The sequence below is a fragment of the Shewanella sp. HL-SH2 genome, from assembly GCF_051164935.1.
Lineage (GTDB): Bacteria > Pseudomonadota > Gammaproteobacteria > Enterobacterales > Shewanellaceae > Shewanella > Shewanella glacialimarina.
Genome location: NZ_CP195035.1, coordinates 1,691,010 through 1,711,932, shown reverse-complemented (window position 1 = coordinate 1,711,932; position 20,923 = coordinate 1,691,010). Strand labels below are relative to the sequence as shown.

Annotated in this window: 22 protein-coding genes; 6 read left to right on the top strand and 16 right to left on the bottom strand. The window is 40.7% G+C overall.

Annotated elements, in window-relative coordinates; genetic code table 11:
• The first annotated feature begins 157 nt into the window (after nucleotides 1-157).
• Together yegQ and ACRWP9_RS07425 are read left to right on the top strand one after the other, a co-directional pair.
• Nucleotides 158-1,546 carry a tRNA 5-hydroxyuridine modification protein YegQ gene (yegQ, locus tag ACRWP9_RS07430; RefSeq protein ID WP_434928579.1) on the top strand — a complete coding sequence of 463 codons (1,389 nt, stop codon included), beginning with the start codon at nucleotides 158-160 and terminating at the stop codon, nucleotides 1,544-1,546.
• Between the two features lie 19 nt (nucleotides 1,547-1,565).
• Complete coding sequence (locus ACRWP9_RS07425) at nucleotides 1,566-1,823, top strand: YfhL family 4Fe-4S dicluster ferredoxin (protein ID WP_226410683.1); 258 nt, start codon at nucleotides 1,566-1,568, stop codon at nucleotides 1,821-1,823.
• 82 nt (nucleotides 1,824-1,905) lie between these two features.
• Here the strand turns inward: ACRWP9_RS07425 and ACRWP9_RS07420 are convergent, their stop codons facing one another.
• The 3 genes from ACRWP9_RS07420 to ubiT form a co-directional block, all read right to left on the bottom strand.
• Complete coding sequence (locus ACRWP9_RS07420; RefSeq protein ID WP_434928578.1) at nucleotides 1,906-2,841, bottom strand: PA2778 family cysteine peptidase; 936 nt, start codon at nucleotides 2,839-2,841, stop codon at nucleotides 1,906-1,908.
• Between the two features lie 87 nt (nucleotides 2,842-2,928).
• On the bottom strand, nucleotides 2,929-3,309 hold the full coding sequence (locus ACRWP9_RS07415) for a PA2779 family protein (protein ID WP_434928577.1): 381 nt from the start codon (nucleotides 3,307-3,309) through the stop codon (nucleotides 2,929-2,931).
• A gap of 428 nt (nucleotides 3,310-3,737) precedes the next feature.
• Nucleotides 3,738-4,265 carry a ubiquinone anaerobic biosynthesis accessory factor UbiT gene (gene ubiT / locus ACRWP9_RS07410; RefSeq protein WP_434928576.1) on the bottom strand — a complete coding sequence of 176 codons (528 nt, stop codon included), beginning with the start codon at nucleotides 4,263-4,265 and terminating at the stop codon, nucleotides 3,738-3,740.
• 149 nt (nucleotides 4,266-4,414) lie between these two features.
• Here ubiT and ubiU point away from each other — a divergent pair, with 149 nt between their 5' ends.
• Entirely contained in the window at nucleotides 4,415-5,428 is a 1,014-nt protein-coding gene (gene ubiU / locus ACRWP9_RS07405; RefSeq protein ID WP_434928575.1) for a ubiquinone anaerobic biosynthesis protein UbiU, read from the top strand.
• Between the two features lie 11 nt (nucleotides 5,429-5,439).
• Entirely contained in the window at nucleotides 5,440-6,327 is an 888-nt protein-coding gene (locus ACRWP9_RS07400) for a U32 family peptidase (protein ID WP_434928574.1), read from the top strand.
• A 13-nt stretch (nucleotides 6,328-6,340) separates the two neighbouring features.
• Here ACRWP9_RS07400 and ACRWP9_RS07395 read toward each other — a convergent pair whose 3' ends face one another.
• Nucleotides 6,341-7,036, bottom strand: a complete 696-nt coding sequence (locus ACRWP9_RS07395) for a hypothetical protein (RefSeq protein WP_434928573.1) — start codon at nucleotides 7,034-7,036, stop codon at nucleotides 6,341-6,343.
• Nucleotides 7,037-7,516: 480 nt separating this feature from the next.
• Here ACRWP9_RS07395 and ACRWP9_RS07390 point away from each other — a divergent pair, with 480 nt between their 5' ends.
• Nucleotides 7,517-8,878, top strand: a complete 1,362-nt coding sequence (locus ACRWP9_RS07390; RefSeq protein ID WP_226410689.1) for a YjiH family protein — start codon at nucleotides 7,517-7,519, stop codon at nucleotides 8,876-8,878.
• A gap of 95 nt (nucleotides 8,879-8,973) precedes the next feature.
• On the opposite strand, the gene ACRWP9_RS07385 is transcribed toward ACRWP9_RS07390, so the two are convergent.
• The 12 genes from ACRWP9_RS07385 to rpoE all read right to left on the bottom strand — a co-directional run bounded on the left by ACRWP9_RS07385 (nucleotide 8,974) and on the right by rpoE (nucleotide 19,072).
• Nucleotides 8,974-9,498, bottom strand: coding sequence for a DUF962 domain-containing protein (locus tag ACRWP9_RS07385; RefSeq protein ID WP_434928572.1), 525 nt, complete (start codon nucleotides 9,496-9,498; stop codon nucleotides 8,974-8,976).
• Between the two features lie 130 nt (nucleotides 9,499-9,628).
• Nucleotides 9,629-10,009, bottom strand: coding sequence for a holo-ACP synthase (gene acpS / locus ACRWP9_RS07380; RefSeq protein ID WP_434928571.1), 381 nt, complete (start codon nucleotides 10,007-10,009; stop codon nucleotides 9,629-9,631).
• On the bottom strand, nucleotides 10,009-10,746 hold the full coding sequence (gene pdxJ, locus ACRWP9_RS07375) for a pyridoxine 5'-phosphate synthase (protein WP_434928570.1): 738 nt from the start codon (nucleotides 10,744-10,746) through the stop codon (nucleotides 10,009-10,011). The genes acpS and pdxJ overlap by 1 nt, the downstream gene beginning before the upstream one ends.
• A 98-nt stretch (nucleotides 10,747-10,844) precedes the next feature.
• Complete coding sequence (recO, locus tag ACRWP9_RS07370; protein ID WP_434928960.1) at nucleotides 10,845-11,552, bottom strand: DNA repair protein RecO; 708 nt, start codon at nucleotides 11,550-11,552, stop codon at nucleotides 10,845-10,847.
• Nucleotides 11,553-11,594: 42 nt separating this feature from the next.
• On the bottom strand, nucleotides 11,595-12,608 hold the full coding sequence (era, locus tag ACRWP9_RS07365) for a GTPase Era (protein ID WP_434928569.1): 1,014 nt from the start codon (nucleotides 12,606-12,608) through the stop codon (nucleotides 11,595-11,597).
• Nucleotides 12,605-13,285 carry a ribonuclease III gene (rnc, locus tag ACRWP9_RS07360; RefSeq protein WP_434928568.1) on the bottom strand — a complete coding sequence of 227 codons (681 nt, stop codon included), beginning with the start codon at nucleotides 13,283-13,285 and terminating at the stop codon, nucleotides 12,605-12,607. Before rnc ends, era begins: the two co-directional genes overlap by 4 nt.
• A complete protein-coding gene (gene lepB / locus ACRWP9_RS07355) occupies nucleotides 13,285-14,199 on the bottom strand; it encodes a signal peptidase I (RefSeq protein ID WP_434928567.1) in 915 nt (304 codons plus the stop codon). Before lepB ends, rnc begins: the two co-directional genes overlap by 1 nt.
• 176 nt (nucleotides 14,200-14,375) lie before the next feature.
• A complete protein-coding gene (lepA, locus tag ACRWP9_RS07350) occupies nucleotides 14,376-16,166 on the bottom strand; it encodes a translation elongation factor 4 (protein WP_434928566.1) in 1,791 nt (596 codons plus the stop codon).
• 148 nt (nucleotides 16,167-16,314) lie between these two features.
• Nucleotides 16,315-16,779, bottom strand: a complete 465-nt coding sequence (locus ACRWP9_RS07345) for a SoxR reducing system RseC family protein (RefSeq protein ID WP_434928958.1) — start codon at nucleotides 16,777-16,779, stop codon at nucleotides 16,315-16,317.
• A gap of 99 nt (nucleotides 16,780-16,878) precedes the next feature.
• Nucleotides 16,879-17,808: a MucB/RseB C-terminal domain-containing protein gene (locus ACRWP9_RS07340; protein WP_434928565.1), complete on the bottom strand. Its 930-nt coding sequence runs from the start codon at nucleotides 17,806-17,808 to the stop codon at nucleotides 16,879-16,881.
• Between the two features lie 63 nt (nucleotides 17,809-17,871).
• Nucleotides 17,872-18,468 carry a sigma-E factor negative regulatory protein gene (locus ACRWP9_RS07335; RefSeq protein ID WP_434928564.1) on the bottom strand — a complete coding sequence of 199 codons (597 nt, stop codon included), beginning with the start codon at nucleotides 18,466-18,468 and terminating at the stop codon, nucleotides 17,872-17,874.
• 25 nt (nucleotides 18,469-18,493) lie between these two features.
• Nucleotides 18,494-19,072 carry an RNA polymerase sigma factor RpoE gene (gene rpoE / locus ACRWP9_RS07330; protein ID WP_434928563.1) on the bottom strand — a complete coding sequence of 193 codons (579 nt, stop codon included), beginning with the start codon at nucleotides 19,070-19,072 and terminating at the stop codon, nucleotides 18,494-18,496.
• 242 nt (nucleotides 19,073-19,314) lie between these two features.
• Here rpoE and nadB point away from each other — a divergent pair, with 242 nt between their 5' ends.
• The gene (gene nadB / locus ACRWP9_RS07325; protein WP_434928562.1) at nucleotides 19,315-20,922 is read left to right on the top strand and encodes an L-aspartate oxidase; all 1,608 of its coding nucleotides are present in this window, start codon (nucleotides 19,315-19,317) and stop codon (nucleotides 20,920-20,922) included.
• Nucleotide 20,923 lies beyond the last annotated feature (1 nt).

The following is a 20,923-nucleotide window of genomic DNA, read 5'->3' as shown; positions in this document are numbered from 1 at the left end:
CTCAGCACAAGTTTAATATACATCTATATCACTGTTGGTAAGCTTAAAAGGAGAGTTACCTCACATAACAGAGGGCTATGTTTGCTCCACGGTTATATCTTAAGTACGATCCTGCCCCCGCGATTGGTGCGTTTTTAAAGCTAGATTGAGAGTAATTATGTTTAAACCAGAGCTATTGTCTCCTGCCGGTACCCTTAAAAATATGCGTTATGCCTTTGCTTATGGTGCAGACGCTGTATACGCTGGCCAGCCTCGCTATAGTTTACGGGTTAGAAATAATGACTTTAAGATGGAAAACCTAGCCTGTGGTATTCAAGAGGCACATTCTTTAGGTAAAAAACTTTATGTTGTGAGTAATATTGCACCCCACAATGCCAAATTAAAAACCTATCTAAAAGATATGGAACCTGTGGTTGCGATGAAGCCCGATGCGCTGATCATGTCTGACCCTGGACTAATCATGATGGTACGTGAAGCATTTCCTGAACAAGTGGTTCACCTTTCAGTACAAGCTAATGCGATTAACTGGGCATCGGTTAAATTTTGGCAACAACAAGGCATTAAACGAGTCATTTTATCCCGAGAATTGTCACTTGATGAAATAGAAGAAATTCGTCAGCGTTGCCCTGATATTGAGCTTGAAGTGTTTGTTCACGGTGCATTATGTATGGCTTATTCTGGTCGCTGTTTATTATCTGGTTATATTAATAAGCGCGATCCGAATCAAGGTACTTGCACTAATAGTTGCCGCTGGAAGTATGATGCCCATGAAGCCAAGCAAGATGACAATGGTGACATCATAGCACTGCAATCAAGCCCTTCAATTTATAATCCAAGGGATGCACAAATTACAGTACCTACCTTAGGTGCAGGTGCACCTACCGATAAAATGTTCTTACTCGAAGAGCCCGGTCGTCCAGGTGAACTCATGCCTGCCTTTGAAGATGAACACGGCACCTATATTATGAATTCAAAAGACTTGCGTGCGATTCAGCATGTCGACCGATTGACTAAAATGGGCATTAACTCATTAAAAATTGAAGGTCGAACTAAGTCTTTCTATTATGTGGCTCGCACTGCACAGTTATACCGTCAGGCAATTGAAGATGCCGCTGCGGGTAAGGACTTTAACCGAACACTTATGCATAATTTAGAAGGCTTAGCTCATCGAGGCTATACTGAAGGCTTCCTTCGCCGCCATGTGCATGACGAATACCAAAATTATGAACATGGTTATTCTGTTAGTGACACTCAACAATTTGTGGGCGAGTTTACCGGTAAACGTAATGCCGATGGCCTGGCCGAAATTGATGTTAAAAATAAGTTCTCCGTTGGTGATAGTGTAGAAATTATGACACCACAGGGTAATATGAACCTAACCATTAACCATCTTGTTAACCGTAAAGGTGAACAAGTTGAAGCTGGGTTAGGTTCTGGGCACTTTGTATTCCTAAAACTGCCACCAGAAGTCAGTACTGATAAAGCAATTTTAATGCGTAACTTGCCACAAGGTCAGGATACTCGTAATCCTCATCAACAAGGTTAAACTATTATAAGGTTAAACTATGGCTCTACTCATCGACGATAGCTGTATTAACTGCGACATGTGTGAACCTGAATGCCCAAATTCAGCTATTACTATGGGCGAAGAAGTCTATGAAATCGATCCTGAACTGTGCACCGAATGCGTAGGTCATTATGATAAACCGACTTGTATTTCTGTGTGTCCTATTGATTGTATCGCCATTGATCCAGACTATAAGGAGTCTCAAGATGAGCTCCTTATTAAATATGCCGAACTTACAGGACCACAAGCAAATTAATCGCTACAAAAGCCTATTTAAGTCAATAGACTAGACTTCAACTAAACGCCTAAATACTCAATAGCTGAAGGTAGAGATTGGCTTAATTACTGAAACAAACAGAATTATCAGGCATTTTTTCGATCTCTTTTTGGCTACTTTGAATATTGTTATCTGCCGGTTGCAGTCTAAGTGCTTTTTCAATCATTTCCATTGCTCGCGGTTTACAGCCTGACAAAGACAAACTATAGGCATAGTTATTTAAATAGGCAGCCTGTTGCTCAGAGTGTTGTTCAGCCAGTTGCTCAGTATAAATGAGTCCCTGCTTATACCAAAAATCAGCCTTGACGTTATCAATGGCTAAATAATAGTTTCCGAGTAAAAAGTAGCTTAGCCAGTAATCTGGCCATTGTCGGGTGGCATTTTCTAAAGCTTCAATCGCGTAAGTGCTTTTACCAATACTAAATAGATCTTGAGCTGCACTGGCATAAACGAACGGATCAAAATGTAAACTTGCGGTATCAGTTGGCACTGCCGCCAGCAACCAATACTGGCCTCGCTTCCAGGTTTGTTCAAATACTTTAAATTCGGCGATTCGGTCTTTATTGGTACCTGAATGCAAGACCACATGCTGCTTATCTAGGTCATAGCCTGTAACCACTGCGAAGTGCCACATGGGATACCATGCTGTGGATAAATTTTGTAATACAATAACGGGAATATTTTCACTCACCAAAGAAAGTAGTTGTGTCAGACTACCAGACTCAGCATAAGCAAGCAGCCCCTGCTGACGTGCTGCAGCAACCATTTCAATTTGTAAACTGCCCTCTAAATCTGGAATAAAAAGTGCTGGTGCAATTTGCTGTGGCGTTTTAGTCACTCCATAAAAATTAAATACTTCCGATAGCGTCGTGGGACCGCAAAAATAATCCTCTTGAGGATAAAAAGGCACGTCGGCTATTTGATATTTAAGAGGGATATTAGGGGGATTTGCTAACAATTGCGATGTTTGAGGTGTAACCGATGAACAGCCACTCATAAATAAACAAAAGCCAATCAACAGAATGGCTTTTTTGAATATGCTATATTTCAAAATACAAGTAGCACTGATATTTGAAGAAACGATTTAGTTTATTGGCCGAATGAAGGAAAATACGTCGGTAACACCCACCAAATCGAGTACCACTAATACCACTAATACAGTGACGACCACCCCAACGATGCCACCTGCTGCTGCAGGCATATCATTCATTTGGGTATTCAATTGATTTAATTCCTGGTCCGTCATACTGGCGATACGGATTTCTGCATCTTCAATACTAACACCAAGAGCAACCAGTTTATCTTGAACTTCAACGTTGTTAAGCATTTCAATAACTTGTTGCTTATTATAAATACTTTGTTGCTGGACTATAACCTGTTCTGAGGAAATAACACCTGCATAAGTACTAGTAATACACACTAAATAAGTTAATATTACTGAGGCAACGACTAGAATTTTTCTCATTATATTTCCTTTAGTTGAACGAATTTATATACCTAGTAAAGAGTAAAGTGAATACTAAGTAATAACAAGCTGTATCGAGCTTAGGCACAGAATTGTAGTGGCCAATCTAAAACGCACCAACACTTTAATATCAATATTTTATCTAACATTACAGCCTTACTGTGCAATATTTTACATTCAAGCACACTGATAATAGTCTACGATCTACATCCCTTGAGTAAAACCTTGATGTTTTGCGTCGGAAAATCAAAGTCCGTTAGCCCTTCTTTGGCTTATTTTTATACCGTGACTATTGCTTATCTAACACACCATTAATTTAAGTTCTTATCAGAAATAGCTATTACAGGCTTCAGTAAAATGCCTATACTTATTTAATAACACAGAAAAGCTGTGATCAAAACGAATTCAGATTCTGGGCCTGACTTAAATTAAGCAATTTTCACTATAGCAGCTTTGGCCTGCAACGTTTCTAAACTGAATAATAACTTGCCAATTGCTACGCCTATGGGTTTAGGTAAGGTATCGAGTTCTATAGACAAAAGCAGATTTTTAGCCTCTAAACCCAGCTCAGTATCCCCTTCAATCAATAGTTTACGTTGAAAAAAAAGGCTATCGGGATCTTCTTTACCTGAGGCAATTAACAGCAGTTCAGGCATATTTCCGCTGAAGGTCACATCTGTTTGGTTTAATTCTCTCACGACCACCTTAGGCTGGATTACTTGGCTTATGCTTATCGCAAAATCTAGACCAATATCAAGCACTTTTATACCAAGCCATTTACCTGCAATAAAATCCATCTCACCTGCTGAAAGTTGTTTTTCGAGGGCTAAATTGATCAATTTAGTTATCACCTCCCGCTTGAAGCTCTTGGGTAAAATAGCTAAAGAATGACGCGTCATTACAGGTGCTGAAGTTAGTATTTTTGTAGATAGGGATTGCTGTAGTCCATTTAACATGAAGCTCTCCTACAGGGAATGGGTAATAATTCAAACCAGTTTACCCAGATTTTATGCTTAGAAACCTGTTCCAAATCAAACCTTGTTAACTCAATCGCTTTTACACTCAACGCCCTATCGACAATAACAACAAAACTGCGAGAAAGATCATGGAACTTTTATGTCCTGCGGGTAACCTTGCCGCCTTAAAAGCGGCATTTAATGCTGGCGCAGATGCCGTTTACCTTGGATTAAAAGATGACACCAATGCTCGATCATTTGCTGGACTTAATTTTTCAGCGGAGCAAATAAAACAAGCGAGTCAATTGGCTAAACAACAAAATAGAAAACTTTTCCTGACTCTAAACACCTTTGCAAAACCTGGGCATGAAGGACGTTGGAAACAAGCCATCGATCTCGCCGCGAATTTAAATCTGGATGCGGTAATTTGCGCCGATATTTCATTACTCGAATATGCCCATCACCATTACCCTGGTCTACCCTTGCATTTATCTGTGCAAGCTAGCGCGACCAATGTTGCCGCGCTTTCTTTCTACAAAAAGCAATTCAACATTGAACGTGCAGTTTTACCTCGAGTACTGTCCATGAAGCAAGTTAGAGACTTAGCTAAGGTCAGCCCGGTTGATTTAGAAGTATTTGCCTTTGGCAGCCTTTGTATTATGGCCGAAGGTCGCTGCCAGTTATCCAGCTATGTGACAGGCCAGTCGCCCAATACCGGCGGCTCTTGCTCACCAGCTAATCATGTTCGCTGGCAAGATTCTGGCAACGACAAGTTAACCCGCTTAAATGAGGTGCTGATTGACAAAGCCAGTCAAGATGAACAATTAGGGTATCCGGTGGTGTGCAAAGGGCGTTACCAAACAGATAGCGAAATGACAGCTGAATATATGCTGGAGTCACCGACTAGCTTAAATACCATCGGCCTTATTCCTGAGCTTGCCCAAGCAGGTATTCGCTCACTTAAAATTGAAGGGCGTCAACGTAGCCCAGCTTATGTCACCCAAGTCACTCAGGTGTGGCGCCAGGCAATTGATGCCTACTTTCAATCACCAGAACTCTTTAACGAAAAACTTAAAAATCAACATCAATGGCATTCAGCACTCGATAAAGTGTCAGAAGGCCAAGTCACCACTTTGGGTGCATATGAACGCCAATGGCAATAGGGACTAATGACATGAAACTTTCTCTCGGGCCCCTGACATATTGCTGGAATAAAACCAGCATATTTGAGTATTACCAAGCGATTGCTGACACCAACATAGATACCGTTTATTTAGGCGAGGTCATTTGCAGTCGCCGTCGTGAAATGAAATATAAAGATTACCTTGAATTGGCTCATATGCTGGCGGCTAAAGGAAAAAAAGTGATTTTAACCACCATGACCTTAATTGAGTCGCACTCAGAAATTAATGAGCTTAAACGCATTATAGATAATGGTGAGTTTGCTATTGAAGCCAATGACATGGCGGCTGTTAACCTTGCATCAGAAGCGAATATACCTTTTATATGCGGCCCATCATTGAACCTCTATAATCGAGGTTGTCTTGATATCATGCAAAAATTAGGCATGACAAGATTTGTGATGCCCTACGAGCTGTCCCGAAAATGGCTCGAGCAAGTATTAACACAAAATACAACACCATTCGAAACTGAAGTTTTAGGTTATGGCTACATGCCATTAGCGCATTCAGCCCGTTGCTTTACTGCCAAGCATCATCAAAAACCTAAACTCGATTGCCAGATTGTTTGTCTGCAATATCCCAAAGGGCTATTGACCCAAACCCAAGAGTCACAACCTCTGCTGAGATTAAACGGTATCCAAACTCAATCGGCAGCAAAGGTTAATCTCATTAATCAGATCCCTTCAATGTCTAAAATCGGCGTCGATTATTGGCGATTGTCACCAACTGGACTGGAGGACATAGGATTAATTACTCAAATAGCATCCAGCCAGCACAGTGAATTGATAGCGATAACACCATCACATTCAGCGATAGAGTGTAATGGATACTGGTTTGGTGAAGCGGGGATGCAAACAAATCAAAGTACTAATGCACTATAACCTTTAAAAGCCACTATGTTTTAACAGATTTATTTAACCAAGGCAGCAGTGATAACACCCAACAAACCAATGTAATATCACTGCACCATTGAATGAATGCCTGCCACCAAAGCTCGGGGGTGGGAGATAACGTTGCAGATGCTGCGATAATATCCACGAAAGTCGTCACCTGAGTTGGAGTCGAAATAACATTTGCATAGGGGAGAATAAACGCACTGAAATTAAGTAGTAAGCAAATAGAAGCAAGCAGAGATGCAATCTTAACTCGCTGCCAGCCCATATCAATCGCATAAAGGATAAAAGTCGCACTAGCGACAGTTGAAAATATCATTAAGTAGCTTAGGCCATGAATATGTAAATGATAAACATTTAATGGAAATAGGCCTGTGATTGCCAAAGCAAGAAAACTAGCAGCGAAACTCAACCAAAAAGGATATTTAAGCCAACCTTTGGTCACTTGCAAAGCAAACAAGCAGGCTAATGCGATACTCAGGCTACCAAAAAATATTCCCCCATTCAAAAGCAGTGCAAATTCAGAATGACCATAATGCCCCAGTTCACTCACACTGCTTTGAAGTAGCAAGAAACCTGCAAATCCATCGCGCGAGATCTCTAAGGTGCTGGCGATCACCAAGCCTAACAGTAGCCCAAAACATCCTAATAAATTAAAACGTACAGCCAACTGGGCAATTTTGTGTTGATTTGTCATAACACCATTTACTGTTAAACGCATGCACATGCAGTTTAAATGACATTGAATTATAAAACTGAGTGCTAAACAGCAAAACTATTGTTTAATTATCGCGCTTTTAGATAAAAACTCTATAATTTAGTAGTATTTTTATTGGCATATTGGCGTTACAGATGTGTGAATATGTACCTACAGAGTCAATTTAAGACAACTCTGATACCTAAAACAGAATAAAAGTAAAAAAACACTAGACCTCATTAACAAGTGTAACCTTCTGATTACATTTATTTTAAGTACATAAAAGCTTTTTTAAGATACAATATAAATAATCAAAAATAAGTGCTAACTATTCGTTTAATTGAATCATTTTACTTAAACTTGAATAGACGGTAACCTTGCGGCAAAAATAACTATCATAAATACTTTTAGCCATACTCTTATTGGCAGGACTTGGTAATTTATTGACTGCCTCAAGTAGGTAGATTTAAGGTATTAGACGTGAACCAACAGAAACCAATACATAATCTCAAGACAATATTAACTTTTATCATACCGTCTCTGATCGGTTTGTTACTTTTTATTGCCCCTATTAGCACAGACAACGGCTTAACCATACCTATTGCTATCGTTTCTAAAGCGTTACAGTCCGCAATGGGAAATACGATTCAACTGATTGTCACTGGTATTGTAATTTTTATGGCCTTTATTTCTGTTCTGGCCAGATTAATCAAACCTAAGTTTGTCAGACAAAGTCATTTTTTACATGCCTTGCTTAATGTGTCACTGTTTTGGTTACTAATGCGAGTACTAGGTGCCGTATTTATTGGCTTAACGTGCTTTGAAGTTGGCCCTGAAGCTATTATTTCAGGTAATACTGGTAGTCTAGTGTATAACGACTTACTGCCTGTGCTTTTTTCAGTATTTGTATTTGCAGGTATGCTATTACCCCTACTACTGAATTTTGGATTGCTTGAATTTTTTGGCACTATGCTAACAAAAGTTATGCGGCCAATATTTAACTTACCCGGACGCAGTGCCGTTGATTGTATCGCCTCTTGGTTAGGTGACGGTAGTGTCGGGATTTTAATGACGTCTAAGCAGTATGAAACACGCTTTTATACGCAACGAGAAGCAGCGGTTATTGGTACCACGTTTTCTGCAGTATCAATTACATTTAGCTTAGTGGTAATTTCACAGGTTAAATTAGAGCACTTATTTGTACCATTTTATCTGACTGTCTGTTTAGCAGGCATAGTCGCTGCAATCATAGTACCTAAGTTGCCCCCACTTTCTTGGAAGAAAGATAACTATATCGATGACACTCCCCGTCACCCAGATGATGAGATGATCCCAAAAGGTCATGGGGTATTTTCTTGGGGTTACCATCAAGCATTAGAACGCGCATCACAAGTCACTAGTGTTAAACAAGTGATATTAGATGGGATTAAAAATGTCGTCGATATGATTTTTGGCATAATACCTGTGGTTATGGCCATTGGCACAATGGCGTTAATACTGGCAGAGTACACTCCCATATTTGATTATTTAGGCATGCCTTTCATCCCTTTATTGGAACTATTACAAATCCCCGATGCTGCCCTGGCCTCTAAAACGATTGTTGTCGGTTTTGCTGATATGTTTATTCCTTCAATTTTAGCCAGCTCAATTGAGTCGGACCTGACGCGTTTTGTGATTGCTGCTTTATCAGTTACCCAATTAATTTATATGAGCGAAGTCGGTGCCCTGCTTATTGGCAGTAAGATTCCAGTTAACTTTTTAGAACTGTTCGTTATCTTCATTTTACGTACAGTAGTGACCTTACCTGTTATCGCCTTAATGGGACATATCATTCTGTCTTAAGTGATTACTCAGACTCAACTAATAAAAAAGCCGTCATCAGACGGCTTTTTTATTTTATAATCAGCTAACTTTGAGGTTTATGTATAGCGTTAAGCCTAAACAGCCCGCTTAGCGGCTTCAATTGCTCGACGTTTATCTCTGGCAATAGGTGTTATTTCTGCATCTAATTGTTTTTCCCAGCCAAACATAAAATACAGTTCCGCCATTAAAAAAAATGGCCCAATAAGTAACTGATTTAAATCATCCATAAAAGCAGGTTTAGCTTTTTCATATTTATGACCAATAAATTGAATCACCCAACCAATCACAAATATGGATATGGCTAATACAAAAGGATGGGCGGTATGTACTGCCATTTCAGAGGTAATTAACACAGGGACGATAAATAACGTTAGCCCTATAGCAAGCCTAACATGCAGCTTGAAGTAATAACCAAGCACAATCAACATCACTACCATTGCCGCACTGAATTCGAAGTCACCGTATTGAAAGCGTAATGTTCCAAACATTAAAAATGCTGACCAAATGATCATTGGCACCCCAAAAAAATGGGTTTTAATATTTTTCGGGTTCAAATGAACACTTTTATAGGTGGAAAGTTGTTCTACTGCTGATTTCATTTTGAGTCTCTATTTTGAGTTATTATCTTATTAATTTAACGTATAAAATCTAATTTGCAAAGCCATTAAAAAAGGCGTCAATGCGCCTTAATAATATAAAGGGTAAGATAAATCTAAAATGGATACCCAATCAACTCTCTAACACCACAGTTGCCACCGCATAATGTTGTTCATCAGCAATAGTGATAAAGCCATGACGCCCCTTTAATTGCTCAAGTCGTGCTTTTGCTCCCAGGGTAAAAGTGACGATGGGCGCACCATTGGCATCATTAGCAATGTGAATATGTTGAAATGACACCCCACGCCCAATGCCTGTTCCTAATGCTTTAGCGGCGGCTTCTTTTGCGGCAAAACGTTTTGCCAGAAATCGCTCTGGTATTTTTGATGCGGCATAAAGTGCAAATTCTGCATCTGTCAGCACACGCTTGGCCAATTTGTCACCAAGTCGTTCACGTTGATCACGTATGCGCGCAATTTCAACAATATCAGTACCTATGCCGACAATCGCCATTACTCGCCTCTACGACCTTCAAGCATTAATTGCTTCATATCACGTACCGCTTTATCTAAACCATCAATAGCCGCACGCGCAATAACAGCATGGCCAATATTTAACTCATATAACTCTGGAATAGCCGCTATCGGTTTAACATTATGATAGTGCAAACCATGACCTGCATTAACGACTAAGCCTTTACTGTGCGCATAGGTAGCCATTTCTGCAATGCGTTTTAACTCTTGAGCTTGTTCTGCATCAGTATATGCGTCTGCGTAACAGCCAGTATGAATTTCAATGTAGGGTGCACCAGATGCGACAGCTGCATCTATTTGAGCTTTATCGGCATCGATGAATAATGACACTTTAATGCCCTGTGCAGCTAAACGAGTCACCGCTGCAGTAATTTTATCTAACTGGCCAGCTACATCTAAACCGCCTTCAGTGGTTAACTCTTCGCGTTTTTCTGGCACTAAACAAGCGTAAGCAGGCTTGACTTCACAGGCGATAGCAATCATCTCTTCCGTGACCGCAAATTCAAAGTTCATCCGTGTTTTAAGGGTCTTTGCTAATAAGTAAACATCACGGTCTTGAATATGGCGACGGTCTTCACGTAAATGAATCGTTATACCATCGGCACCAGCATGCTCAGCAACTGCAGCAGCATGAACAGGATCAGGATAATGGGTGCCACGAGCCTGACGTAGGGTGGCGATATGATCGATATTAATACCTAAAAAAATGGCGCTCACGGTAGGTTCCTTATCATGATGATAATAAAATTATTGTCTGGCTATTGTACTGATAATGGTGAGTTAATTCGAGATTATTATCCGCATTGTTGTACTCGCTAGGGCTTAACGAATAATTGACGACTCAACAATGGTTTATTGCCTAATAGTGGCGTGAGTAAAAAACGCATCAAACCTTTGGCACTATTGAGGTGCTCTGCTGATAACTGCTCATTTTGCAGCGCAATTAACATAGCACCCGGCACTACACTTCGACTGTGATTAAATGTACCTGCACTATGTTGTAGCACTGGAATAAAACCACAATCAGTTTCTAATCGATACGCACTAGTCGCTTCAATCGTATTACCGTCAACATCATATTGCAGCGAAGGTAATGCGCCGAGCTCAAGCAATAGTGCTTTTTCAAAAAAACGTAAATGGCTGGAGCAAAATGACTCGGCTAGGGATATTAAACTGCGATGATAAGCTATAAATAAGGGTTCTGCTTGATGATCAACCGTTAACAGACGCACCAATAATTCGTTCAAATAAAAACCTGAATACAAGCTAGTACCACTGAGCGGAATAGCAGGTGCGGCGGCTTCAATGTGAGTCACGGTTTTTAAAGAAAGGTTTTTAGCTTCTGATTGGGCACTAAATTGAATAATAAGTGGCTGAAACGGTTGTAGTATTGATTTAATTGAACGTTTACCACTGCCAGTACGGGCAATGGCATCAACACGTCCGACACCGTCAATCAGTAAGTTAACAATCACACTAGACTCGCGATAAGCCCTATGATGTAAAACATAGCCACGTTTCATCGTGGCCATGTTCGTATGTTTAGAGTGACAAAAACAAACGGTTTAATCGTCGCCATAACCTAAACTACGCAGTGCGCGTTCATCGTCAGCCCAGCCAGATTTAACTTTGACCCAAACTTCAAGAAACACTTTATTATCAAACAAGGTTTCCATGTCTAAACGTGCCTGGGTGGCAATGGTGCGAATTCGTTCACCTTTATTACCAATCACCATGCGTTTTTGACCATCACGTTCAACTAAAATAAGCGCATTAATCTGGTAAACACCGTTTTCCATCATCTTAAATTGCTCAATTTCGACGGTACAATCATATGGCAATTCATCACCTAAAAAGCGCATTAGCTTTTCACGTACAATTTCAGATGCCATGAAACGCTGTGATCGATCCGTCACATAATCTTCAGGGAAGTAAAATGGCGCTGTAGGTAATGAAACCTGTGCCAGTTCCAATATACGTTGAACATTGGTGCCTTTATTGGCAGAGATTGGCAATATATCATCAAAATCAAACTTCTTACCTAACTCTTCTAAATAAGGAAATAACGATTCCTTATCTTTAATGTTATCCACTTTATTGATAGCCAAAACAATTTTACGACCATCATTATGATGCTTAATTTTTTGCAGCACCATTTCATCATCAGCAGTCCATATCATGGCATCAACAACGAATATAACCATGCATACATCCGCTAATGAACTTGCTGCGGCACGGTTCATTAAACGGTTAATAGCACGTTTTTCTTCAATATGTAGACCTGGCGTATCGATAAAGACTATTTGTTTTGGGCCATCGCTATGAATCCCCATAATACGATGACGGGTCGTTTGTGGTTTTTTAGACGTAATGCTGACCTTTTGGCCGAGTAATTTATTCAGCAGAGTCGACTTGCCCACATTAGGGCGACCAACAATGGCAACCATGCCGCAGTAAGTCACATCATATTGAGCAGTGGCTTGTGGTGCTGCAAGGTTCATCCTTGACAATAATTCATTTAAGCTTGGCTCTTGTGGTGCCTCAGCTTGTTGACTTGGCAAGTCAGTTTTTTTGGTCATTTATTCAGTAACTCCAACACCTGAGCAGCCGCTAGCTGTTCAGCTTTTCTTCTTGAACTTGCGACGCCGGTAACGACATTTGCTAAGTCTGTAATACGACATTCAACCGTAAAGGTTTGATCGTGAGCTTCACCTTCAACTTTGACAACTTGGTAGTCAGGCAAAGGCTTTTTAAAACCTTGAAGATGTTCTTGTAAAATCGTTTTAGGATCTTTTTGATTGATACCTGGCTTAATATTGACTAAGCGCTGTTTATACCAGTTTAGTAATAAACTGCGGCATGCATCTATGTTTGCATCAAGATATACCGCACCAATAATGGCTTCGACGGCATCGGCCAGAATAGACTCTCGACGAAAACCGCCACTTTTAAGTTCCCCAGGGCCTAGAAACAAATAATCACCAAGCTTAAATTCTTGCGCAATAATGGTCAAAGTATCACCTTTTACCAAGGTGGCGCGCATGCGGCTTAAGTCACCTTCTGTCGCTTTTGGAAACTGGTGATATAAGGCATCAGATATAATAATCGATAAAATCGAATCACCTAAAAACTCTAAGCGTTCATTATGCTTATTCGCTGCGCTGCGATGGGTTAACGCTTGAGTTAATAAGTTAATATCGTTAAATTCATAACCTATAGTACGGCACAATCTAGGCAGGTTTTTAATCGGTTCCATTACTTTATTCCGCCTGTGCGCTCAAAACGGACACCACTGGGTACCCATGTTGGTAACAATCCACTAGCGTCACGGTCAAATTCAAAACTGATCCAAATTGCCACGGCTTTACCGACTAGATTTTCTTCAGGGACAAAGCCCCAAAAGCGACTGTCGGTACTGTTATCACGGTTATCACCCATAGCAAAATATTGCCCTTCTGGCACAATAAACTCGCCTATTTGAGTACCTGATTGCTGATAAAAATGTTGTCTGAAATCAGGACGAGAAGGATTAACTAAAATGTCGTGTTCAAGCCCACCTGTCGTTTCTTTGTAACGGATTAATGGAACACCTTCATGGGTAAACTCGCCACGATTAACTTCCACATGTGCAATACTGACAGGATCAGGACAAACGTTATCGTTGCTACATTTGGGCTGAATAGTTAATTGCTTATTAGTGTAAGTCACTTTATCGCCAGGTAAGCCCACAACACGTTTAATATAGTCAATTTTTGGGTTTTCAGGATATTTGAACACAAATACATCACCACGCTCAGGCTCACCAGTTTCAATCAGCTTGGTACGCCATACAGGGTCACGTAATCCATAGCTGAACTTTTCAACTAAAATAAAATCACCCACCAGCAATGTTGGCATCATAGAGCCCGATGGGATTTGAAAGGGTTCGTAGATAAATGAGCGCAGGATCATCACAAACGCAATAACAGGAAAAATTGAATGCGCTGTTTCAACCACCACAGGCTCACGAATAATTTTATCAATTGCTTCTTCACTAAGCTGTTGTGAACCAGACTGGGCTAAGGCGAGTTTTTCTTTGCGTTTAGGCGCAAAAAATAGCACATCAATCAGCCAAATCAGACCACTGATAAGGGTGACTAGCACGAGAATGGTAGAAAAATAAGCTGCCATTACTGATAGAACTCCTAAAATAAGTCTTACACTTTGAACGTTATTATCAACACAAACAGTGTAAGTCATTTTTAACGACTCAATACTGAAATCATTTTTGCAGATAAATTAGATTTATTATAACGATAACGCCGCTTAATGCGGCGTCATCTTTGAAGCTTTTGGGTTAATTATGATTAATCATTTAACTTCAATACTGCTAAGAATGCCTCCTGTGGCACCTCAACATTACCCACTTGCTTCATTCGTTTTTTACCTTCTTTTTGCTTGTTTAGTAGCTTCTTCTTACGCGATACGTCACCACCGTAACATTTAGCGGTAACATCTTTACGTAAGGCTTTAATTGTTGAACGTGCAACAATCTGACTACCAATAGCGGCTTGAATGGCAATATCAAACATCTGTCTTGGAATAAGCTCTTTCATCTTTTCAACCAATGCAAGGCCACGATGACGAATGTTTGTACGGTGGATAATCATCGCTAATGCATCAACACGATCACCATTGATTAAGATATCAAGACGGACCATGTCAGCAGGGTCAAAACGAATAAAGTTATATTCAAGTGATGCATAACCACGGCTAGTCGACTTTAAGCGATCAAAGAAGTCCATAACTACTTCTGCCATCGGCAAATGATATGTCACTGCAACTTGATTACCATGATAAACCATATTGGTTTGCATACCGCGCTTATCAATACATAAGGTAATCACGTTACCTAAGTATTCTTTTGGCACTAAAATATTGGCTTCGACAATCGGTTCACGGATTTCTGTCACATTATTCAGTGCAGGTAGATCGGATGGGTTATCTACATAGATAACTTCACCATTGGTCATTTCAACTTCATACACAACGGTTGGCGCAGTGGTTATCAAATCAAGATTGTATTCACGCTCTAAACGCTCTTGAACGATCTCCATGTGCAACAGACCAAGGTAACCAATACGGAAACCAAACCCAAGTGCACCAGAGGTTTCTGGTTCAAAAAATAGTGATGCATCGTTTAACGATAGTTTATTTAATGCTTCGCGGAAGTTTTCATATTCGTCTGTCGAAATAGGGAAAACACCGGCATAAACCTGCGGTTTTACTTTCTTGAACCCAGGTAATGGCAATTCAGCGCCATGCTTAGCATGTGTTAGCGTATCCCCTACAGGTGCGCCATGGATCTCTTTAATACCAGAGATAACATAACCTACTTCACCAGCTTTTAATTCTGCAGTATCTTTCTCTTTTGGCGTAAAAATACCCACGCGATCAGCGTTGTAATTTATGCCTGTAGACATAACCTTAAACTTATCGCCTTTCTTTAAAACGCCGTGTTTAATGCGTACTAATGACACAACACCCAAGTAAGCATCAAACCAGGAGTCGATGATAAGTGCCTGTAAAGGGCCATCGATATTCCCTTGCGGTGGTGGAATTTTGGCAATAATTTCTTCAAGTACATCTTGAATACCAACACCTGTTTTTGCTGAGCAGCGCACAGCATCCATAGCATCGATACCTACGATATCTTCGATTTCTGCCGCCACTCTATCTGGCTCAGCTTGTGGTAAATCAATTTTATTCAATACCGGTACAACGTCTAGATTCATCTCTAAGGCGGTGTAACAATTTGCTAATGTTTGCGCTTCAACACCTTGGCCAGCATCGACGACTAATAACGCGCCTTCACAAGCGGCTAGAGATCGAGAGACTTCGTATGAAAAGTCAACGTGGCCTGGGGTATCAATAAAGTTTAACTGATAGGTATTACCGTCTTTGGCGGTATAGTCCAAGGTCACACTTTGGGCTTTAATGGTAATGCCACGCTCACGTTCAATGTCCATTGAATCAAGAACCTGAGCAGCCATTTCGCGGTCACTTAAGCCGCCACAAACCTGGATAAGACGATCAGATAAGGTGGATTTGCCATGGTCGATATGGGCAATAATTGAAAAGTTTCTAATGTGTTTCATTATGAGGCAATGACTACTACTAAAAAAGGTGAAAAATATGGTGTCAAATTGTACCTGATTAGGGTAGCAATACCAATCAGATTCATCATTGATGTTTAAATGAGGGTAGAAATAGCGCTAATCGATATGATGCAGGAAGTAAAAATCATTAAACTTGACGGAATAGATCCACTTTTTGGCCTAAATTACTGATAATCACAGGTTGAGCATCAGCCTCAATTCGATGGGCAAAATATTTACCAATTCGCCAACTTAATGCGCTACCAATTAATGCCATCAACATGGCGCTGGTATTAGTATCAAGCGCCAGACCAAGCCCTAGTAGATGACCCAAAGCGGCAAACATAAAGAGTCCCAACAAAGGGAGAAGATACACCAGTGCTGCCGCTTTAATAATCACGCTTTCAGGTAAGCCAAGTTTGAGCATATCGCCTTGCTGATAGGATTTATCGCTGGCAATAGCAAAACGTTGAGTTTTGACAGAAAAGGCTTTAGCAACTGCAGAGGTACCACAATTTTCACTACTACTGCAATGATTACATGCACTTTTTAACTCAACCTCAACCATAACCCAACCAGATTGATATTCAACCACGCGCGCAAGCTCCTCCATTAAGGCACTAGACTCTTGCGGGCCGTTTTGAGGCGATTTCGGTTGAGACTTTGAAACATCTGGCATAATCATTGATATCTATTAATAAGGTTTGATCGCCTATTTTAGCGCTAAACTTCTGGCGATGCGCTCTAAAGTTGCGCTGGGCACTTTTCCAATCGCAACCACTTCAGCGTTGCCCACCTTTTCAACCACCATAGATAAACCATTGCGGGTGACAAGTTCTTCTGGCATCGGCCCTTCTGTCGTACGTGCAACATAGACTGAGATATTGGCCAAACCATCAGAAAGTGCAATATATTCAACAGGCTCGTGAATACCAATTAGGCGATGGTTATCACTTACAACCATGTTAAATCCTTCAGGTAACCAGGTAAACTGCCAATCCTGAGCATCTTTGCGATCGCCTTGATTAATAACCTCTGGCCATTTATGTTTGCTGGCCTCGACTAGAATGCTTGGAGATTCAATAAATTCGACAAGCTCAATAACCATAGTCTGTTCAAGCAACTGTTTATCACGATTTAATGTGTCATATCGCAAGGGTAAGTATGTTTCCATATCCACCCAAATCTGTGCATCATAACGATGCTCATCTTTAGCGATAAATCGGATCATTTGCCCTGCTCGGCCCGCTATACGACTTCGGCCTCCCAAAACAAACTGATAACCCTGTTCTAATTTAGTAATATTGCCTGAAAGTGATGCAGGCCAGACCCCCTGTATAAGATTAGCAGTAACACTATAAGGTGGCTGGTCATGCTCTAAAAAGGTCACTTTATTGCCCACTTTAACGGCATTTTTAGGGGGACCATTTAGGTACTCTACATACGAAATATGTTGTTCGCCTACCAGTCCTTGAACAAACACAAGGGGACGGACATGATCAGCTTGAACTTGTATAATAGAGGCTTTGAATTGTTTCTCGCTAAGTGCTTGGCTCATGTGGGTGAGCCATTCTTTAGCAGATAACTCTTCGCCATGGCTAAGGGGAGATAATATTAACAGTGCTAGCAGGATAATGCGCAAGCTAACTCCTAAAAGGTAAAACAGCAATGGCCTATTAAACCATTGCTGTAGGAAGAATAAAAGTTATTGGTTTACATCAGCAGTGTTAGCTTTTTGTGCTTCAACACTAGGATTTAAACGTTGTTGTAGCATGTGGTCTTGAATATAAGCGTTAACTCTTCGACGTTGCTCAAGCACTTGCTCGTTAGTGTAACCTTGTTTATTAACCACTGGACCTGTTTGCAAGCTTACCGGTGACATGGTGCCCACTAAAGGACGCGTATTAAACACAGGTAAAGGTGAATCTGGATCTTGGTCATAAGACTGCACACCAACAATGGCCACAAGTGCCACACTGGCTGCTATTGCATACTGACCAAACTGTTTAAATAACGAAACAACATTTGAAGGTTGACTTGCCGTTATTACAGCATCATCTTGTTCAGACATTTTCGCCTTGGGCGCCATTATCGTTGGCTCTAGTGCGATAGCTGCTGCAATGCTTGCTGTAATATCTAAGTCGATGGCCGCAGGTAGTTCACCGCGCATCGTATCACCAATCATGTGATAACGTTGCCATTCTTGATGAGAATCTACATCAGATGCAAGTTGAGCTAATGTTTGATCATCAACTTCACCATCTACCGCTGCAGATACCCATTCTTGACTTGATTTAACCATTTGTCACCTATCTTAATAAAGGCTATTACTTTTCCAGTAGAGGCTGGAGCTGTTTGTCGATTGCTTCACGGGCGCGAAATATCCGCGATCTTACCGTGCCGACTGGGCAATCCATGATATTGGCAATATCTTCGTAACTCATACCATCAAGTTCACGTAAAGATATGGCTATCTTTAATTCTTCAGGCAATGTCTCGAGGGTATCAAAGATCACTTTACTCATTTGATCTTTCATTAATAACCGCTCTGGCGAAGCAAATTCTTTTAAAGCATCACTGCCTTCATAGTATTCAGCTTCTTCGATATCAACATCACTTCCAGGTGCTTTACGACCTTGTGATGTGAGATGATTTTTTGCCGTATTGACTGCTATTCGGTACAACCAAGTATAAAAAGCACTATCACCACGAAAATTAGCAAGTGCACGATAAGCTTTAATAAAAGCCTCTTGTGTTACATCCTGCACATCCGCTTGATTTCGAACATATCGTCCGATCAGGCTCATCACTTTGTTCTGGTATTTCATTACCAACAGGTTAAAAGCGTTTTTATCGCCTTGCTGTACACGCTCAACTAATTGTTGATCACTATATTGTCCACTCATCCGAGCCGACTACTCCTAAATCTGTATAACTGATATTCAGTCGCTCGAATCCTGTTCATATAAGTAGACAGAGCATTTTGATAAAAGTTCGATAAAACATAAAAAAAAATTCATTTTGCTGGCGCTATGCCTAATAAATGCTAAATAAACGTTTTTAGCATGAACAAAATATCGGCTTAATGTACCCAAGTATGGTGTTTTGATTTACCATTACTGAACCATTTCTTGACCCATGATACCCGATGACACAAGCAGTTGAATACCAGTCTGACATTTTGGTTATAGGTAGCGGTGCTGCAGGGCTTACTTTAGCACTCCATTTAGCAGAAAAATCGTCAGTTATTTTACTTTCTAAAGGTCCTTTAGCCGAAGGTTCAACCTTGTATGCACAAGGTGGAATAGCATCGGTTTTTGATGAAGATGACACAATTGAATCTCATGTCAGTGATACCCTAATTGCCGGTGCGGGATTATGTGATGAAGCAGTGGTTAAATTTACCGCTGAAAATGCTAAAGCTTCAATGCAATGGTTAATAGATTGCGGCGTTGCTTTTGATAAAGAAGAAACGTTAGGCAATCAAAAAGATGCACCCTATCATTTAACTCGTGAAGGTGGGCATAGCCATCGCCGTATCTTGCATGCTGCTGACGCCACAGGCAAAGCGGTGCAAACAACACTGCAAGAACGCGCATTAAACCACCCCAACATTCGGGTATTAGAACGCTACAACGCGATCGACTTAATTACTTCTCGTAAGCTCAATCGCCCTGGAAACAGAGTGTTAGGCGCTTATGTGTGGAACAGAGACAGAGAACACGTCGAAACGATTACAGCCAAGTTTGTTGCCCTTGCCACAGGGGGCAGCTCAAAAGTATATCAATACACGTCTAATCCCGATATTGCCAGTGGAGATGGTATTGCTATGGCGTGGCGCGCAGGTTGCCGCGTGGCTAACATGGAGTTTAATCAATTCCATCCAACGTGTTTGTACCATGCAGAAGCTAAAAACTTTTTACTGTCTGAAGCATTAAGAGGAGAAGGTGCTTATCTTCGTCGCCCTGATGGCAGTCGTTTTATGCCTGAATTTGATGAACGGGCAGAGTTGGCCCCTAGGGACATTGTTGCCCGCGCTATCGATTATGAAATGAAACGTTTGGGCTCAGATTGTGTCTATTTAGATATTAGCCATAAACCGGCCGATTTTATCATTAAACATTTTCCGACTATTTACCAACGCTGCTTAGAATTAGGTATCGATATTACCAAAACAGCGATTCCGGCTGTACCAGCAGCACATTATACCTGCGGTGGCGTAATGACTGATTTACATGGTCAAACAGATTTGAACGGCTTATATGCGGTAGGTGAAGTGGCATACACCGGACTTCATGGTGCTAACCGACTTGCCAGCAACTCATTACTTGAGTGCTTAGTGTTTGCCCGCGCAGCGTCGCAGGATATTGAAAGCCAATTGCAAAAAATTAAAATGCCAGAAAATGTACCGGTATGGGATGAAAGTAAGGTCAGTAACTCAGATGAAGAAGTCGTTATTGCCCATAACTGGCATGAACTTAGACTTTTCATGTGGGATTATGTCGGCATTGTCAGAACCGATAAACGTTTAGAACGCGCAATGCGTCGTTGCATGATGTTACAGCAAGAAATTCAAGAATATTATTCAAACTTTAGAGTCAGTAATAACTTACTTGAATTACGTAACCTTGTACAAGTAGCGGAACTGATTATTCGCTGCGCAATGGAGCGTAAAGAAAGCCGCGGGCTTCACTATAATCTTGATTACCCTGAGTTGCTTGATAATCCTCAACCGACTATTTTGCAGCCAAATTAAT